This is a genomic window from Paenibacillus monticola, assembly GCF_009664975.1.
Taxonomy (GTDB): domain Bacteria; phylum Bacillota; class Bacilli; order Paenibacillales; family Paenibacillaceae; genus Paenibacillus_AQ; species Paenibacillus_AQ monticola.
Map to the genome: position 1 here is coordinate 36,000 of NZ_WJXB01000017.1, position 14,850 is coordinate 50,849.

Annotated in this window: 14 protein-coding genes and 1 riboswitch; of the genes, 1 reads left to right on the forward strand and 13 read right to left on the reverse strand. The window is 48.8% G+C overall.

Annotation, left to right across the window (positions count from 1 at the left end; all coding sequences use genetic code 11):
- Window positions 1–9 precede the first annotated feature (9 nt).
- Genes GJB61_RS28355 through GJB61_RS28360 form a run of 3 tightly spaced genes read right to left on the reverse strand, consistent with a single transcriptional unit; the run spans window position 10 to window position 1,848 of the window.
- Complete coding sequence (locus GJB61_RS28355; RefSeq protein ID WP_229522509.1) at window positions 10–165, reverse strand: hypothetical protein; 156 nt, start codon at window positions 163–165, stop codon at window positions 10–12.
- The gene (locus GJB61_RS32015) at window positions 92–295 is read right to left on the reverse strand and encodes a hypothetical protein (RefSeq protein WP_229522510.1); all 204 of its coding nucleotides are present in this window, start codon (window positions 293–295) and stop codon (window positions 92–94) included. Before GJB61_RS32015 ends, GJB61_RS28355 begins: the two co-directional genes overlap by 74 nt.
- Window positions 295–1,848 (reverse strand): tetratricopeptide repeat protein, encoded by a 1,554-nt coding sequence (locus tag GJB61_RS28360; RefSeq protein WP_154122399.1) that lies wholly within the window; start codon window positions 1,846–1,848, stop codon window positions 295–297. The genes GJB61_RS32015 and GJB61_RS28360 overlap by 1 nt, the downstream gene beginning before the upstream one ends.
- Before the next feature lie 146 nt (window positions 1,849–1,994).
- Here GJB61_RS28360 and GJB61_RS28365 point away from each other — a divergent pair, with 146 nt between their 5' ends.
- A complete protein-coding gene (locus tag GJB61_RS28365; RefSeq protein WP_154122400.1) occupies window positions 1,995–3,152 on the forward strand; it encodes an oxalate decarboxylase family bicupin in 1,158 nt (385 codons plus the stop codon).
- A gap of 18 nt (window positions 3,153–3,170) precedes the next feature.
- Here the strand turns inward: GJB61_RS28365 and GJB61_RS28370 are convergent, their stop codons facing one another.
- From GJB61_RS28370 to GJB61_RS28415, 10 genes are all read right to left on the reverse strand, one after another.
- A complete protein-coding gene (locus GJB61_RS28370) occupies window positions 3,171–4,505 on the reverse strand; it encodes a voltage-gated chloride channel family protein (protein ID WP_154122401.1) in 1,335 nt (444 codons plus the stop codon).
- Window positions 4,506–4,569: 64 nt separating this feature from the next.
- Window positions 4,570–4,633: riboswitch (Fluoride riboswitch) on the reverse strand.
- Window positions 4,634–4,715: 82 nt separating this feature from the next.
- The gene (locus GJB61_RS28375; RefSeq protein ID WP_154122402.1) at window positions 4,716–6,287 is read right to left on the reverse strand and encodes an FAD-dependent oxidoreductase; all 1,572 of its coding nucleotides are present in this window, start codon (window positions 6,285–6,287) and stop codon (window positions 4,716–4,718) included.
- A gap of 199 nt (window positions 6,288–6,486) precedes the next feature.
- Window positions 6,487–6,951: a hypothetical protein gene (locus GJB61_RS28380; RefSeq protein WP_154122403.1), complete on the reverse strand. Its 465-nt coding sequence runs from the start codon at window positions 6,949–6,951 to the stop codon at window positions 6,487–6,489.
- 1 nt (window position 6,952) lies between these two features.
- Window positions 6,953–8,959: a S9 family peptidase gene (locus GJB61_RS28385; RefSeq protein WP_154122404.1), complete on the reverse strand. Its 2,007-nt coding sequence runs from the start codon at window positions 8,957–8,959 to the stop codon at window positions 6,953–6,955.
- Window positions 8,960–8,973: 14 nt separating this feature from the next.
- The gene (locus GJB61_RS28390; protein WP_154122405.1) at window positions 8,974–10,164 is read right to left on the reverse strand and encodes a trans-sulfuration enzyme family protein; all 1,191 of its coding nucleotides are present in this window, start codon (window positions 10,162–10,164) and stop codon (window positions 8,974–8,976) included.
- A 15-nt stretch (window positions 10,165–10,179) separates the two neighbouring features.
- The gene (locus GJB61_RS28395) at window positions 10,180–10,965 is read right to left on the reverse strand and encodes a creatininase family protein (protein ID WP_154122406.1); all 786 of its coding nucleotides are present in this window, start codon (window positions 10,963–10,965) and stop codon (window positions 10,180–10,182) included.
- Window positions 10,952–11,965 carry an ABC transporter ATP-binding protein gene (locus GJB61_RS28400; protein WP_154122407.1) on the reverse strand — a complete coding sequence of 338 codons (1,014 nt, stop codon included), beginning with the start codon at window positions 11,963–11,965 and terminating at the stop codon, window positions 10,952–10,954. The genes GJB61_RS28395 and GJB61_RS28400 overlap by 14 nt, the downstream gene beginning before the upstream one ends.
- A complete protein-coding gene (locus GJB61_RS28405; RefSeq protein ID WP_154122408.1) occupies window positions 11,962–12,936 on the reverse strand; it encodes an ABC transporter ATP-binding protein in 975 nt (324 codons plus the stop codon). Before GJB61_RS28405 ends, GJB61_RS28400 begins: the two co-directional genes overlap by 4 nt.
- Window positions 12,937–12,965: 29 nt before the next feature.
- Window positions 12,966–13,895: an ABC transporter permease gene (locus GJB61_RS28410; RefSeq protein ID WP_154122445.1), complete on the reverse strand. Its 930-nt coding sequence runs from the start codon at window positions 13,893–13,895 to the stop codon at window positions 12,966–12,968.
- A gap of 19 nt (window positions 13,896–13,914) precedes the next feature.
- Window positions 13,915–14,832 carry an ABC transporter permease gene (locus GJB61_RS28415; RefSeq protein ID WP_154122409.1) on the reverse strand — a complete coding sequence of 306 codons (918 nt, stop codon included), beginning with the start codon at window positions 14,830–14,832 and terminating at the stop codon, window positions 13,915–13,917.
- Window positions 14,833–14,850: the final 18 nt, after the last annotated feature.

The following is a 14,850-nucleotide window of genomic DNA, read 5'->3' on the forward strand; positions in this document are numbered from 1 at the left end:
CTGACTGCTTTACGGTGTGAGACTCTGGATATCTTTACTCATTTTTTCATTCTGCATCTTTAATTCATTCAATTGCTTCACTAACTCTTCATTACTGGGGGAATGCGACCCCTTCGATCCATGCCCATGTGATCCGCGCATGCCGAACATCATAAATATCATCATTAACGGACAGACAAGTATTATTAACCATGACCAATTCATAAGCTTCCTCCTCAAGGTTCTTCATCATAGCTTTATCATAAAGAACCTTTGTGGAGAAAATATGTGGAAGGCGGTCCGTTGTCAAATCCATTACTCGTTCAGCGCCGCCAACAACTCCAAGGCTTCTTCATGCCCGGGTTCGAGGACTAAGGCTTTATGCGTATATTCCAGTGCAGCCGCTTCAGCACCAAGCTCATAGTTACAGATGGCCAGACTAAAGAGCACCGTTGATAAAGGTTCTTCCTCATTAGCACTCAATGAACGTTCCAGAAATAACCGTGCATCCTCGAACCTATCCATCTCGAACAGCAGCAGCCCACAGTCCAGCGCTAAATCGTAACTCTGCTCCATGGCATAGTGGCCGTTCCACATCAAGTGGATGCCGCTTTGAATATCCAGCATTTCTTCGTCACTGGCATCCTGCAGCAAGTCTGAAATACGTTCAGCGCTTTGGATGAATAATTCCGCATCATAGCGACCTAATCGCCAAAAGGCCAGAATCTGCTGTAATCCCATACTATCGAAATGCTGATCGATCCATTCCTTCATACTGAAGAAATCATCCGGCCCGAAGCGATCAATAAACCGGCGGTACGCCAGTCGGGTATTCGCATAATGCATTGGCGACTGCAGCATAAGAATACTGCCGACATTTAAGTCTTTATAGTGATGTGTCGTGAATAGAGACAAAGCACCCTTTTGCTCAAAAACAAATTGAAGGGCATGGTAGTTCGCCGTCAGTGAGAAGCTTCCGTGATGAATAAGCTGGGGCGGTTCGGCAAACTCCCAGTTCGCCAGCCGATGATCGCCTTTATCTGCGGTGAGCAGCAGGAAACCCGATTGGGACAGCCCACTGAGCCGCTCCAAACAAGTAAGTCCCACGACAGGGAATAGAATATGTGCATCCTCCAGCTTCTCCTGATACAGCGCCATCAGATCGTGATAGGGGTAAGTTTCCTCTTCGTATGCGGTTGCCCGTACATAATGGTATTCAGGAATGACTGTTTCCAGTCTATTCTCTGGCTCCACACCTTCCGTATCATTCGGAAAATGCAGTGAAACCTCACACTCGTAGATTTTCCCTTCATCTATATAGACTAATTCCTGCGGAATGCTATCAAAGAAATAGTTGGCAATAATCAGCAAAGGCTGCTGCAGCTCTCCTGAGCGGACGCTGATATTAGCTTCTGTCAACTTCAGCTCGGTATCATGCACAGCATCAAAACGGGCGAAATCCAGCAGCCCTTGCTCCACAAAAGGATGCAAGCCGGGATTCTGCTGCCAGCTGGTGATATTTTTGAAAGCTAAATCACTCATTACATATCGGAAAGGAGGCAGTGAAATACCGGCGTAATCCCTCAGTTCGACTAGTTTCTGGAGTACATGAAAGGCTAAGCGGCCTGCTCCCGCCCCCAGCTCAAGAATCGTAACCGGTTCTGAAGTATGGCCTAACCCGGCCCGATCCTGCAGAAATCCGAAGATCATCTCCGCATAGGCCGTTGCGATCATGGGATTACTCGTTATATATTGCGGAACCTGATCATTCTCCCAAGCCTTCATTCCCTGTTCTTCAAAATAAGTACGCTGCAGCTCCCAAATCGGCGCTTCACTGAAGCGGTACCGCTGTTGTTCATTTCTTGTCATTTACGCTAAACCCGCTCTCTCTTGTATCTGTTAGTATCTGTTATGTTGCTCCCTTATCATAAAAAAAAGCAGTCCGCATATATTCTCATTGGGTTAATTGCTATTAAGTATTAAGAATTAAGTATATCTAGAAGGAGGCTCAACCCATGGATTCTATTCCTCAACCCATTAGAAGCGATGGTACTGGTGCACTAGACAGAGGTCCCCGTGATGTTATGCGGGATCGGGAGAACCCGGATATGTTCGTCCCTCCGGTTACTGATTCCGGCCTAATTCCAAATCTCAAATTTTCATTCTCTGATACCCACATGCAGCTGAATCACGGTGGCTGGTCACGCGAAGTGACCGTCCGGGAACTGCCTATCGCTACGACCCTTGCCGCCGTCAATATGAGCCTTACCCCTGGCGGAGTACGTGAACTCCATTGGCATCAGCAGGCAGAATGGTCCTATATGCTGTTAGGCCGAGCCCGCATTACCGCCATGGATCAGAATGGCCGCAACTTCATAGCTGATGTGAGTCCAGGAGACCTCTGGTATTTCCCGCCTGGCATCCCCCATTCTATACAAGGACTGGAGGAAGGCTGCGAATTTCTGCTCGTCTTCGATGACGGGAAATTCTCCGATCTCAACACACTATCGATTTCCGATTGGTTTGCCCATACCCCGAAGGAAGTGCTATCCGCTAACTTCGGAGTCCCTGCTGCTGCCTTTGATAACATCCCAAATACCCAAGTCTACATCTATCAAGATCATGTACCCGGCTCCTTGCAGAGTCAAGCGGTACAATCACCCTATGGCGGGGTCCCGCAAAGCTTTAAACATCAATTGTTAGCCCAGCCCCCATTGAAGACTCCTGGCGGAAGTGTAAGAATCGTAGATTCCTCAAACTTCCCAATCTCCAAGACGATCGCTGCCGCTCTGGTAGAAATTGAGCCTGGGGCGATGAGGGAGCTGCACTGGCATCCTAACAATGATGAATGGCAATATTATCTAACCGGTGAAGGACGTATGACCGTATTCGCCGGAAATGGCGCAGCACGCACCTTTAATTACAGAGCCGGCGATGTGGGGTATGTACCCTTTGCTTTTGGACACTATATTCAGAATACAGGCACAGACACCTTATGGTTCCTTGAAATGTTCAAAAGCGACCGCTTCGAGGATGTCTCACTCAACCAGTGGATGGCGCTGACGCCACCTGAATTAGTGGAGAGTAATCTGCATGTGGGACCCGAGGTCATGAATGCGTTACGCAAGGTGAAATGGCCTGTCGTGAAGTATCCAGGACATCCATCCAAATGATTCAACTCCAGGACGACCTCACTGCTTCTCTTGATCTGCCGCTTTTCTCTTGCGCAGACTGTGAACAGAAGCAATTGTCGTGCCTTCAGGAATAGACAGCAAATGACTTTTGGATATGCCAATCAGCTGTGACGTGTAGATTCCGCTATGACCGGAGAATAAATAACTGACCAAGCAGGCAATGAACATATAAATAGCACCCGTCGAACCAAACAGCTCAATTCCCATTAGAAAACAGGCGATTGGAGTATTGGTGGCTCCGCAAAATACGGCAATGAAGCCAAGCGAAGCTAAAAAGGGGCCATAGACATGCAGTACACCAGCCAGCGCATTCCCTAAAGTGGCCCCAATCGCAAACAAAGGTGTAACCTCTCCGCCTTGAAAACCGGTTCCCAAGGTGAAGGAGGTAAAGATCAGCTTCCATAGGAAGGCGAACGGAGAAACATCGGTTTGAAAAGAATCCTGAATCAGCGGAATCCCTAGTCCGAGATAGTCCCGGGAGCCTACGATAAATACTAGGGCGATAATAATAAAGCCGCCTATGGCGCTTTTTAACATGGGATTCTTAAACAGGGCTGTAAAGGTCCGCTTCAGAAAATGCGTCAGTTCACTGAATAGAATACTCACCAAGCCAAACAAGATAGAGGCTATTACGACCTTAAGCAAAACCGTAAAACTCATCGCGGGAACTTCACCAACTAGGTAATGGATATGATGAACACCCCAGAAACGGGTAGTGACCTGATCCCCGACAAAGCTGGCAACAAAGCAAGGCAGGAGAGCCTTATGACTAATTAAACCGATGGCAATCACTTCAAGACCAAAGAGGGTTCCGGCGAGCGGGGTCCCAAATATAGAGCCGAAACCGCCGCTTATTCCGCACATTAACAAGATTTTACGGTCCATAGGGTTGATTCTAATCAAGCGGCCAAACCACTCCGCGAGACTCCCTCCCATTTGCACAGCCGTTCCCTCTCTACCCGCTGACCCTCCGAACAAGTGTGTAATCAGCGTTCCTATTAGGACCAAAGGAGCCATGCGTAAAGGTATAGTTTCGTTACCTTCCCCAATTTGCTCCAGGATGAGGTTATTGCCTTTGGAGCTATTTTTCCCGAAGCGCATGTACAAATAACTGACTAATGCTCCCCCGAGCGGCAGCAAGTACAGCAGCCAGGAATGAGTTACCCGCAGGTCACTGACGTAATCCAGGCTTTTCAGGAAAAAGGCCGAGGCCGTGCCGCTTAATATCCCCACAATTCCACCTAATACAATCCATTTCACAAAAGTGCTCCACAGCGCCAGCTGACTTCGCCCCTCAGCGAATTTGATCCATCGTCTCTCCCAGTTCCTCATCGAATTTAGCTCCTATAATTAGTATAAGTCATGAACACAAAACAGACTCCTACCAGCATCATTCTCACTGGTAGGAGTCATTAGTCTTTAGAAAGACGGTTATGGCGAACTCCATCGCCAAATTGCTCTAAATCCATATTAGATAAGAACGGGGTAAAAGTCAATATTCCCAACCTTAGGTAACTGTTTAAAAGTCGATTTCTTTTATAATCAGACAGCGCCAATCGACGGCCATTCCAGTTCAAAGCCGTTGTTGCGCAGGCGGGTCTGGAAACTCACCAGCATTTCTGGTGAATTTCTCACATCGCGGGGCCTTACGTTGTTCTCAATGCAGTAGGCTGCCAGCATGCCAGCAGCCTCCCCAATATTCCATTCTACCGGGTGAAGACGATAGCAGCCATTGGTAATGTGGGTCGTGCCAATGTTTTTGGCGGCTGGAATTAAGTTATTTACCCTAATAGGTATCAGTGCGCCCAGTGGTATCTGGAACGGCAGCGAGGGGATATCTATAAATGTCCGCAGCGCCGTGCTGGGATGCAGGTCGATCCGGTAGCTGCCGATGCCTACCGTATCTGCAAACTTCTCCGCTTTGCCATCCGGGTGATTCACCGGGCTGAGATGCTGCTCTAATACCGTAAATTCTGCGCGAATACGGCGTCCTTCACGAATATAAGGGGCCTGGGCCAGGCCATGCGGCGCACCCGTAACATCAGGTCGCGGGCGCAATCCGGGATAACCGATGCCTCCATCCGCACGGGGGGCTTCCCTCTGCATCCAATACAGAAGAGAAAGACTAAGCTGCTTGGCACTTTCCAGATGTCGGTTCCTTTCTTCGGGAGAAACATCGATAATAGGTCCCAGCCAATAGTCATTTTGTGGCCAGTTGACCACACTGATATCCGTCTCATAAGTTCCCGGCTGAAAGTTGCTCCGGTCAGCCAGTCGGCGATACGTGAACAGGGGATTTGCTCCTTCTCCCGGCATAAGTACATAAGTGATAGGTGCCAGCGTTGCCGGTGAAGGAACCGTCCAACTGAGCTGCGGAGCCGGCCAGAAATTGGCCTGATAGTTCTTCCAGAACTCATATTCCTGCGGTTTGGCGATCGTGTAATCTTCCCCTTCGGCATAGTCGAGCGCCAGACAATGCGTAAACGCCTGGATATCTTTGGAGTCTGCCTGACCTGCGAGCGCATGAGCCTCTCCTGTCTCGGTGGCTGACTCTGCACCGGTCACATATTCCACGCCTGCCAGTGGCAGCAAATCTCCCTCTTCTGTCGCATCGAGAAAGTATCGGCCTGTCAAAACCAGATGATCCCCTTCACGACCGCATATGGTCACGGATATGACATCATCTCCATCGGTCTCAGCTTTCACTGGCTTATATCCGGTCCAAATCTGCACTCGCCCGCTGTGCACATAAGGAGCCAGCATATCCCTGAGTACAGCAAGCGCAGTGCGCGGCTCGTGGGACAGTCTGCTGACCCAGGCATTTCCAGGATTAAAGGCGACACGGGCACGAGCCTGCTCCGTCAGCGGGAAGAACCTGTGATAATAGTGACGCACCGCATTTCGATAGGTCCGGTAGCTTGCCGTACACCCAAATTGCTCGATCCACCGGGGCTCATCCGGCGGTACCACCTGACTGGTCAATTGTCCGCCAATCCAGTCATAGGCTTCGGTCATGACAACTGACTGCCCTGATCTTGCAGCGCCCAGTGCCGCCGCACAGCCGCCAGTTCCCCCTCCGATAATAACAACGTCCGCTTGAATATGTTTCATCATTTGACTCTCCTTCATGTCCAGATAAGGGCTCTCCCCTTTAATAATATGTAAATCATTACTATATTAAACAACATTTATATATACCCATAATAATCCATTTCAAACAATCAACCTCTTTTCCCCTGAACAACAATCACTTCACTACCAACACAAAAAACCAGAACCGCAACTAGCGATTCTGGCTTCAGTTATTTCAGTCTTACTTAGCAAGCTCTTCACTCTTATTCTGCAGAGTAACTCTTACCTTGCCATTCTCTGTCACAGTTCCCTTTTCAATCACATTCCATTGTCTATGAATCAGCGTCTGTAGAGTAGCAATCTCTTCCCCACTCAGGGCAAGCTGCTGAAGGCTCAGGCCCTCTTGCACGTAATCCCGATTCTCTATCCTATGAAACCGGAAACGCAGCAGCTTCTTCAAGCCATTGGTATGCAGAAATCCAAACTCATACCCATTCCGGACGACAAGACTCCAATCGATATGTAGCTCCTCAGCCAGTTCGGCACGGTCCGTGATATCCATCGCAGGTTCGGCGATATGGTCCAGCAAAGCGGAGAAATCCTTGTTCTGAATACTAGCGATGACGACTTCATCCGGCTCACCACTGGTCCGCAAGTTCTCAAATAATAAAGCTAGTGGCAGCGGCAATTGTATACGGATTGTCATGTTATTCACCTCCACGGAGATGTTCGTTAAACCAGCTGTTTACTTCTTCCAGCGCTTCCACACGGTAAGACGGCTTGCCTATCTTCAGAAATGAATGATTGGAGCCTGGATAGCGGATCAGGCGCGCTTTTTTCCCTAATCGCTTTAGCGCAGTATACCACTCGTCGGATTGTCCGATCGGACAACGAAGATCCTGCTCTCCATGCATAATAAGCATGGGGACTTCCACCTTCTTGACGTGAGCAAGCGGGGATCTCTGCCAGAGCAATTCGGGTTGATCCCAAGGATTTCCGCCGACAATTCCTTCGGTATAGGAGATGCCAATATCACTAAGTCCGTAGAAGGACAACCAGTTCGATATGCTCCGCTGGGAGACTGCAGCACGGAACCGTTTAGTCTGGGTCACGATCCAGTTGGTCATCAATCCTCCGTAGCTACCCCCAATAACGCCGAGACGGGTATCGTCGATGTAGTCATAACGAGCAAGCGCCGTATCCACCATTGCCATCAGATCCTCATAGTCTCCCCCGCCAAAATCACCGCGGCATCCTTGCGCGAAATCCTGTCCGTAGCCGAAGCTCCCTCGCGGATTCGCGAACAATACGGCATAACCTTCCGCTGCCAACGTTTGCAGCTCATGACTGTAAGTCGGAGAGTACATGGCATGCGGACCGCCATGGATAACCAAAGCTAGCGGAACCTTCTGTCCCACGGACAGGCCTGGCGGTTTCATAATCCAGCCTTGAAGGGGATATCCGTCCGGCACGTCTACCCACAGCTCTTCAGGCACACTTAGATTGAGGTCATCCATTAGCTTCTTGTTGCCGTTCGTTAGCCGAAGCACTCTCCCCGTTTGCGTATCGATACGGACGATTTCAGCTGGTCCCTGTGCATCCATCGCCGTACCCACTACAAATGTACCCTCTGCTGTAGTGGTAAGTTGATAAATATCAATATCTCCTTTAGTTACCGCCTCTGGAGCAACATTCTTGGCGAAACGGTAAAGATGCACTTGGCCATGAGAAGTACCCAATGAATAGATTTCCGTTCCATTCGGAACAAATAAAGGCCCCGGTGCGGCCATCCCTGACTTCACATCGTTTAGAATATAATTACCGATCTGCATATCGATCTCTGCAGGGAACACTTCTATCGTACCGCCTGATGTCGAAACGGTATATAAGCGATTCTGTGTGCCACTACCGTACTTACGGTCATCTCCAATAATAGCGAACGAGGTCCCATCTGGGGAATAATTAAACTGATTAATATTTATTGTGGAGATCGTTCGCTTCTTCAGCTTCATATCCGTCAAATTCATCGTATATACATCATTATAGGGAACAAGGTCTGGATCATTCACAGCATCGCTGATGATTTTAGCCAGAAAGGCAATCTCTTGACCGTCCGGGGACCAAGCAGGCTGTGACGCATTATAATTCCCAGAGGTAAGCTGTGTAATAGCGCCGCTCTCCAGATATAACAGGAAGAGATGTGTATACATCCCATCCCACCAGCCAGCCCCTTCGGCCTTCGGAAGGGTACGATTATACATCTTCCCCCGGCTACCTTCATCTTTCCTGGCTTCTTCCAAAGAGAGTGACTCCAGATTCATGTCATTGCTGACCTTTGAAGAGTACAATATCATCTTGCCGTCCGGAGACCAGACGAAATTCCCCACACTACGTTTAGCATAGGTTAGCTGTGTGATTCGCGTCGCATCGGCAGACACCGTCCACACTTGCTTTCCGTCCTCTTTAATACGCAGAAAAGCAAGCTGTTTACCATCTGGTGACCACAATGGCGAGCTGTCTTTGTCTCCATCAGTCAATGGAGTATCATCCTCGCCTTCAATAGACACTACACGAATATGGGTTCGATAATTATTTTTGACGGGATCTATTTCCTTCACCATATACGCTACTGCTGAAGTTAATGGATGAACAGCAGGGTCACTGACCCACTGATATTCTAATAGAACCTCAGGCTCAATCGGTCTTTTCCCCATCTTCTTCATCCCCCTTATCCCTGAGTTTTTCCAAGAGCCTGTTCCAGATCAGCAATAATATCAGCTGCATCCTCTAAACCAACGGATATGCGGATCAATCCGTCTGTAATGCCAAATGCCAATCTTTCCTCGGCTGGAATAGAGCAATGGGTCATCGTTGCCGGATGCTGCACCAGCGTTTCAGGGTCACCTAAACTGAATGAAATCATGGCTAAATTCAAGCGATCCATAAAGCGTTTCCCAGCCTCTAAACCGCCCTTTACTTCGAAGGACACGATCCCACCCATCCCACTCATTTGCTCTTTGGCTAATTGATACTGTGGATGAGTGAGCAGACCGGGATAATACACTTTCTCAATTTGTGGGTGAACGTCTAAATATTCAGCAACCTTCTGCGCATTCTCACAATGAGTCCGCACCCGGATTCCCATCGTCTTGAGTCCTCTTAAGATTAGAAAGGATTCCCAAGCGTTCAAATTTTGTCCGAGATCACCGGCAATTCGTTTGCGGATGAACTCAATCACGGATTTACGTCCTACGACAAAACCGGCCAGAACGTCCCCATGCCCATTGATATATTTGGTTGCACTGTGGACAACCACATCCGCGCCAAGCTCCAGCGGCCTCTGCAAGCAAGGTGTCATAAAGGTGCTGTCCACGATGAGTGGAAGCTGCCTAGCTTTCGCTATATCCGCAAGTGCCCGCAAATCCAATACCGTAAGCAGTGGATTCGACGGCGTCTCTACGAATATTGCTTTCGTATTGACCTGAATAGCTGCGGAGACTACTTCTATATCAGTACAATCGACAAAGGTATACGAGATCCCAAAGCGCGGCGCTGTTTGAGTGATAAAGTTATAGGTCCCTCCATAAACATCCTTAGTAACCAGTACATGATCACCCACTTGCAGGAAAGCCAGCAGGGCCGACGAAATGGCCGCCATTCCGCTGCTGAGTCCAATACTCTCTTCTCCACCCTCGAGCTGAGCGATCTTCCGTTCCAAGGTGCGCGTGGTCGGATTGCCGTATCTGCCGTAATAAGTTCCTTCAATATGTCCTGCAACTACCGCTGCTGCTGTATCCGTATCCGGGAAGGCATAAGCTACTGCAGGAACAATCGCCTGTGAAACGGCCCTTGTTTCTTTATCCGGTGATTGTCCGGCATGAACGGCTAGCGTATCAAAGCGCCAGTGTTGCTGTTCCATCTAAATAGCCTCCCATCACTGATTTCTTTCTTTCGATGACTCGTTAACCGGTGGCTGCACCCTTGGGATATTCCAGCTTTCATTCAAAAACTGCACCATACGATCTACAGAACGGTTGACGAGAATCGTCCCTTTTTCCGCAGAAGCCAGCGTAGAATTGCCCATCGTACCCCACTCACTGTTATCCGAAAGCTTGCCGTATTTCATGATTTCCGGAAAAGCATCCGGAGACTTGCGCACTACCTTTCTGGTCAGGTCAATGTTCACCAGTTCGGGATAAAGTGCCAGCATGACCGATGTTCCGGCTTCTCCAGCATGGGAATGGGCCAGCTCTCCCGACTCCAGAACATCCTGATCGACGGTCTTCATAAACCGCCAAATATCTATCTGCGCTTTACGGATATCCGTTCTCTCCCGAAGTGTGTAGGCAATCTGATTAATAACTGCCACATTGCCGGCATGTCCATTTATAAACAGGAAATCTTTAAAGCCCCATTTCAAGAGACTATTCATCACATCATTCAGGTAAGCCTTAAGGCTCTCCGGTGTAATCGTAATCGTACCCGGAAATTCATCCAGCATCGAAGAGTCACCTGCCTCAACCACCGGTCCGATCATAGCATGGACACGTTCAGCCACTCGCTCAGCCAATTTGCTGGCCACTAGCGTATCCGCCCCCATGGGCAGGTGATGACCATAAGGCTCCATGGCACCGGTAGGTATAATAACTAGGTCCGTCTGTTTTTTCCGTTCTACAAATGTCAGCCAGCTCATCTCTTTAAGATAATTACTTAGTTGCATATAGTTGCTCCTTCATGTGTAATGGAAAATGACAAGCAGACCAATGACCGGCTTGATGCTCTTCCAGTACGGGCGCTTTCTCACGGCATAGTTCAACAGCATAAGGACAACGCGGATGAAAAGCACAGCCGCTCGGAGGATTTGCCGGATTCGGAAGCTCACCCGTCAGCGGAGTCCGCTTCTTCCGCAATTTCGGATCTGGAATAGGTACAGACGATAATAACGCTTCAGTATAGGGATGATCCGGCTGATCAAAAATAGCATCCCGAGCAGCGATTTCAACAATTCTGCCCAGATACATTACAGCAATCCGGTCACTGATATGCTTGACCGAGGGCAAGCCATGAGCAATAAAAATATAGGTTAACTGAAACTGCTGTTGAAGATCCTTCAGCAGGTTCAAGATTTGGGCTTGAATAGAAACATCCAGGGCAGATACAGGTTCATCACAAACAATCAACTTGGGATTTAAGGCCAAGGCACGGGCAATACCGATTCGCTGCCGTTGACCCCCACTGAATTCATGCGGGTACCGCTCCCCGTGGTTCTCACTGAGACCTACAGTGGCAAGCAGTCGATGTACTTCTTGTTTAAGCTCTTTACCTTTGGCAATACCGTGCACAATCAAGGGCTCCGCAATGACATCAAATACCTTCATGCGCGGATTCAAGGAGGAATAGGGGTCCTGAAACACAAATTGCAGATCACGCCGTACATGTCTCATTGCTCCAGCACTTAGAGCGGCCAGATTCTGCCCATCAAAAATAATTTCTCCTTCTGTGGGCTCCAGAAGCTGTGTAACCAATTGCCCCATCGTTGATTTTCCGCAACCCGATTCCCCAACTATCCCCAGCGTTTCACCCGGAAATACTTGGAAATCAAGTCCATCCACCGCACGCACAACGCTTATTTCCCGTCCTAGAAAACCTTTTTTGGCCGGATAGTATTTCTTCAGACCCTTCACTTCCAATAACGGTTTTACTTGTGATGAGCTATTCATTTGCGCACCTCCTCTGCTTTCAAACAGCTGACAGCATGTCCTGCGGTTCGCTCTACTAGCTGAGGCTTACTCACCGTGCACTCCTGATCTGCGTATGCGCATCTTGGATGAAAGGGACAGCCCTCTGGCATCGACAGCATATTTGGAACGGAGCCTGGAATGGAATCCAGTCGTTCTCGCTGCTCATTCATATTAGGAAGTGAGCCCAATAAACCGATCGTATAGGGATGCCCCGGATGCTCAAACAATTCATAGACTGAAGCCTCTTCGACAATCTCACCTGCATACATCACGGCAACACGGTCCGCCATCTCCGCAACAACGCCGAGATCATGTGTGATGAGGATAACGCCTGTATTCTCTTCCTTACTTAACGTCTCGATCAAATCGAGGATTTGCGCTTGAATCGTTACATCCAGGGCGGTTGTCGGTTCATCAGCAATCAGCAGCTTTGGCCGACAGGCCAGAGCCATGGCAATCATCACCCGCTGGCGCATGCCACCCGAGAGCTGATGCGGAAAGCTGTGCACGATCTTTATCGCGTTGGCTATGCCTACCTTTTCCAGCATTTCGATGCTTTTCACCTGGGCTTGCTGCTTGCTTAACCCTTGGTGCTTGCGATACACTTCACCGATCTGATTGCCTATCGTAAATACAGGATTCAGTGAAGTCATAGGTTCCTGAAAAATAATCGAGATGTCGTTTCCTCGCAGCTTGCGCATTTCTTTGGCAGAAAGCTTGAGCAGATCTTGTCCTTCAAAGGTAATCTTGCCCCCGACAATTTTCCCAGGCGAGGATACCAATCCCATAATGGACATGGAGGTTACACTTTTACCACTGCCCGACTCCCCAACGATAGCCAAGGTCTCTCCACGCTCTACAGTAAAGCTGACACCGTTAACCGACGGCACCAGGCCCTCTTCCGTTTTAAAATACGTTTTTAATCCGTGAACCTCAAGCAAATGGGTCATCTTCGGCTCCCCTCCTATCCAATACTTAATTAGCCTTTTGCCTTCATGCGTGGGTCTAACACATCGCGAAGCCAGTCTCCTAAGAAAATAACACCTAACACCGTCACCGTAATGGCAATCCCCGGAAAGGTTGCAACCCACCAGCTCGTAGCCATGTATTGTCTGCCATCACTAAGCATTCCGCCCCAAGAAACTAAAGGAGGTTTAATTCCCAGACCCAGAAAACTGAGCGAAGCTTCTAAGATAATCGTTGTTGCCACATTCATCCCGGAGATAATAATGAAGGACGATACAACATTGGGAAGAATATGTTTGAATAGAATACGTCCATTGGTGGAGCCCACTGCCTTCGCAGCTTTGACAAAGTCACGTTCCTTTAAGCTCAATACCTCTCCACGGACTACTCGGGCATACGTTACCCAGTTGGTTATTCCAATGACAAAGATAAGTGTCATCAGCCCTGGACCCACAACTGCGAGCACCACAAGCATCAGCAAGATGGTCGGGATTGCCAGAAATGAATCAGCCACCCGCATAATGAGCGCATCTACCCATTTGCCGTAATAACCGGAGATCAAACCCAGAACAGCACCTATTGCCCCTGAAACTAATACTGCGCCTATGCCAACAATTAGCGAAATCTGTGCTCCATAGAGAATGCGGCTATAGATGTCACGCCCGAGGTTATCAGTTCCGAGCAGGTAATCCAATGATCCTCCGTCCATCCACATCGGCGGCTTTAAGCGTAGCAGCGGATCAAGTTCAGCCGGATCATGAGTAGCCAGCAGCGGTGCGAATATCGCGACCAGAATGACGATCAATACCAGAACAGCGCCTACCGTTCCTGTCTTGCTTCGCAATAGAAGCTTAAGCAAGCGCAGATACCGGTTCTGTTGTCCGTTTATCTCCTGCCCGTTAGAGGGAAGGCTCAAGGCCGGGGTCTCTGATTTCTGAACCATCATACACCCTCCCTATTCATTAGTTATACTTGATCCTTGGATCGAGAAAGCGGTAAACCAGGTCCGTCAATAGGTTACCCAGAATAACGATAATGGCTATGACGAATACGGCAGCTTGTACAATAGCCATGTCGTGATTGTTCACAGAGGTCACAAGCAGCTGACCCAATCCTGGCCAGGCAAAGACGGTTTCCGTAATCAACGTTCCACCTATTAAACTGGTAAATTGCAAACTCATAATGGTTACGACAGGAATAAGTCCGTTGCGAAAAGCATGTTTCCCTACGACAATGAGTTCTATAAGTCCTTTGCTTCTAGCCGTGCGGATATAATCCTGATTCAAGATCTCCAGCATGTTCGAACGAATTAAACGAGTCATTTGCGCCGCGAGACCCACAGCTAAGGTCACGGCTGGCAGCACCAGATGAGTGATCCCGCCTCTTCCCGAGACGGGAAAGTAACCGAGCGTAACAGAGAACAACAGAATCAGCATGATCCCCATCCAAAAGTTCGGCATCGCCTTGCCAATGACAGATACTCCTGAGATAAGTAAATCTGCAAATGTATTTCTTTTCACTGCAGACCAGATGCCCAGCGGTACCGCAATAACAATCGCCAATACCATGGCCGCAGCCGCAAGCTCAAAGCTAGCCGGAAGTCTTTCCAGCACTAATGGCAATGCGGACTGACCGTAATGAAAGGAATTTCCGAAATCCCCTTGGATCGCACTTGTAATAAATATGGCATATTGTGTATACAGCGGTTTGTCCAGACCTAACGCTACAGTAAGAACCTGACGGTCATCCTCAGTCGCCGTTTCTGGAAGCATCAAGGCTACCGGATCACCTGTCACACGAACTAGGATAAAAACAATTAATGAGATAAAGAACAATACGGGAATCATCTGAAGAAGGGATTTCATCATGTACTTCCCCAAAACTTTGCCTCCCCCGTT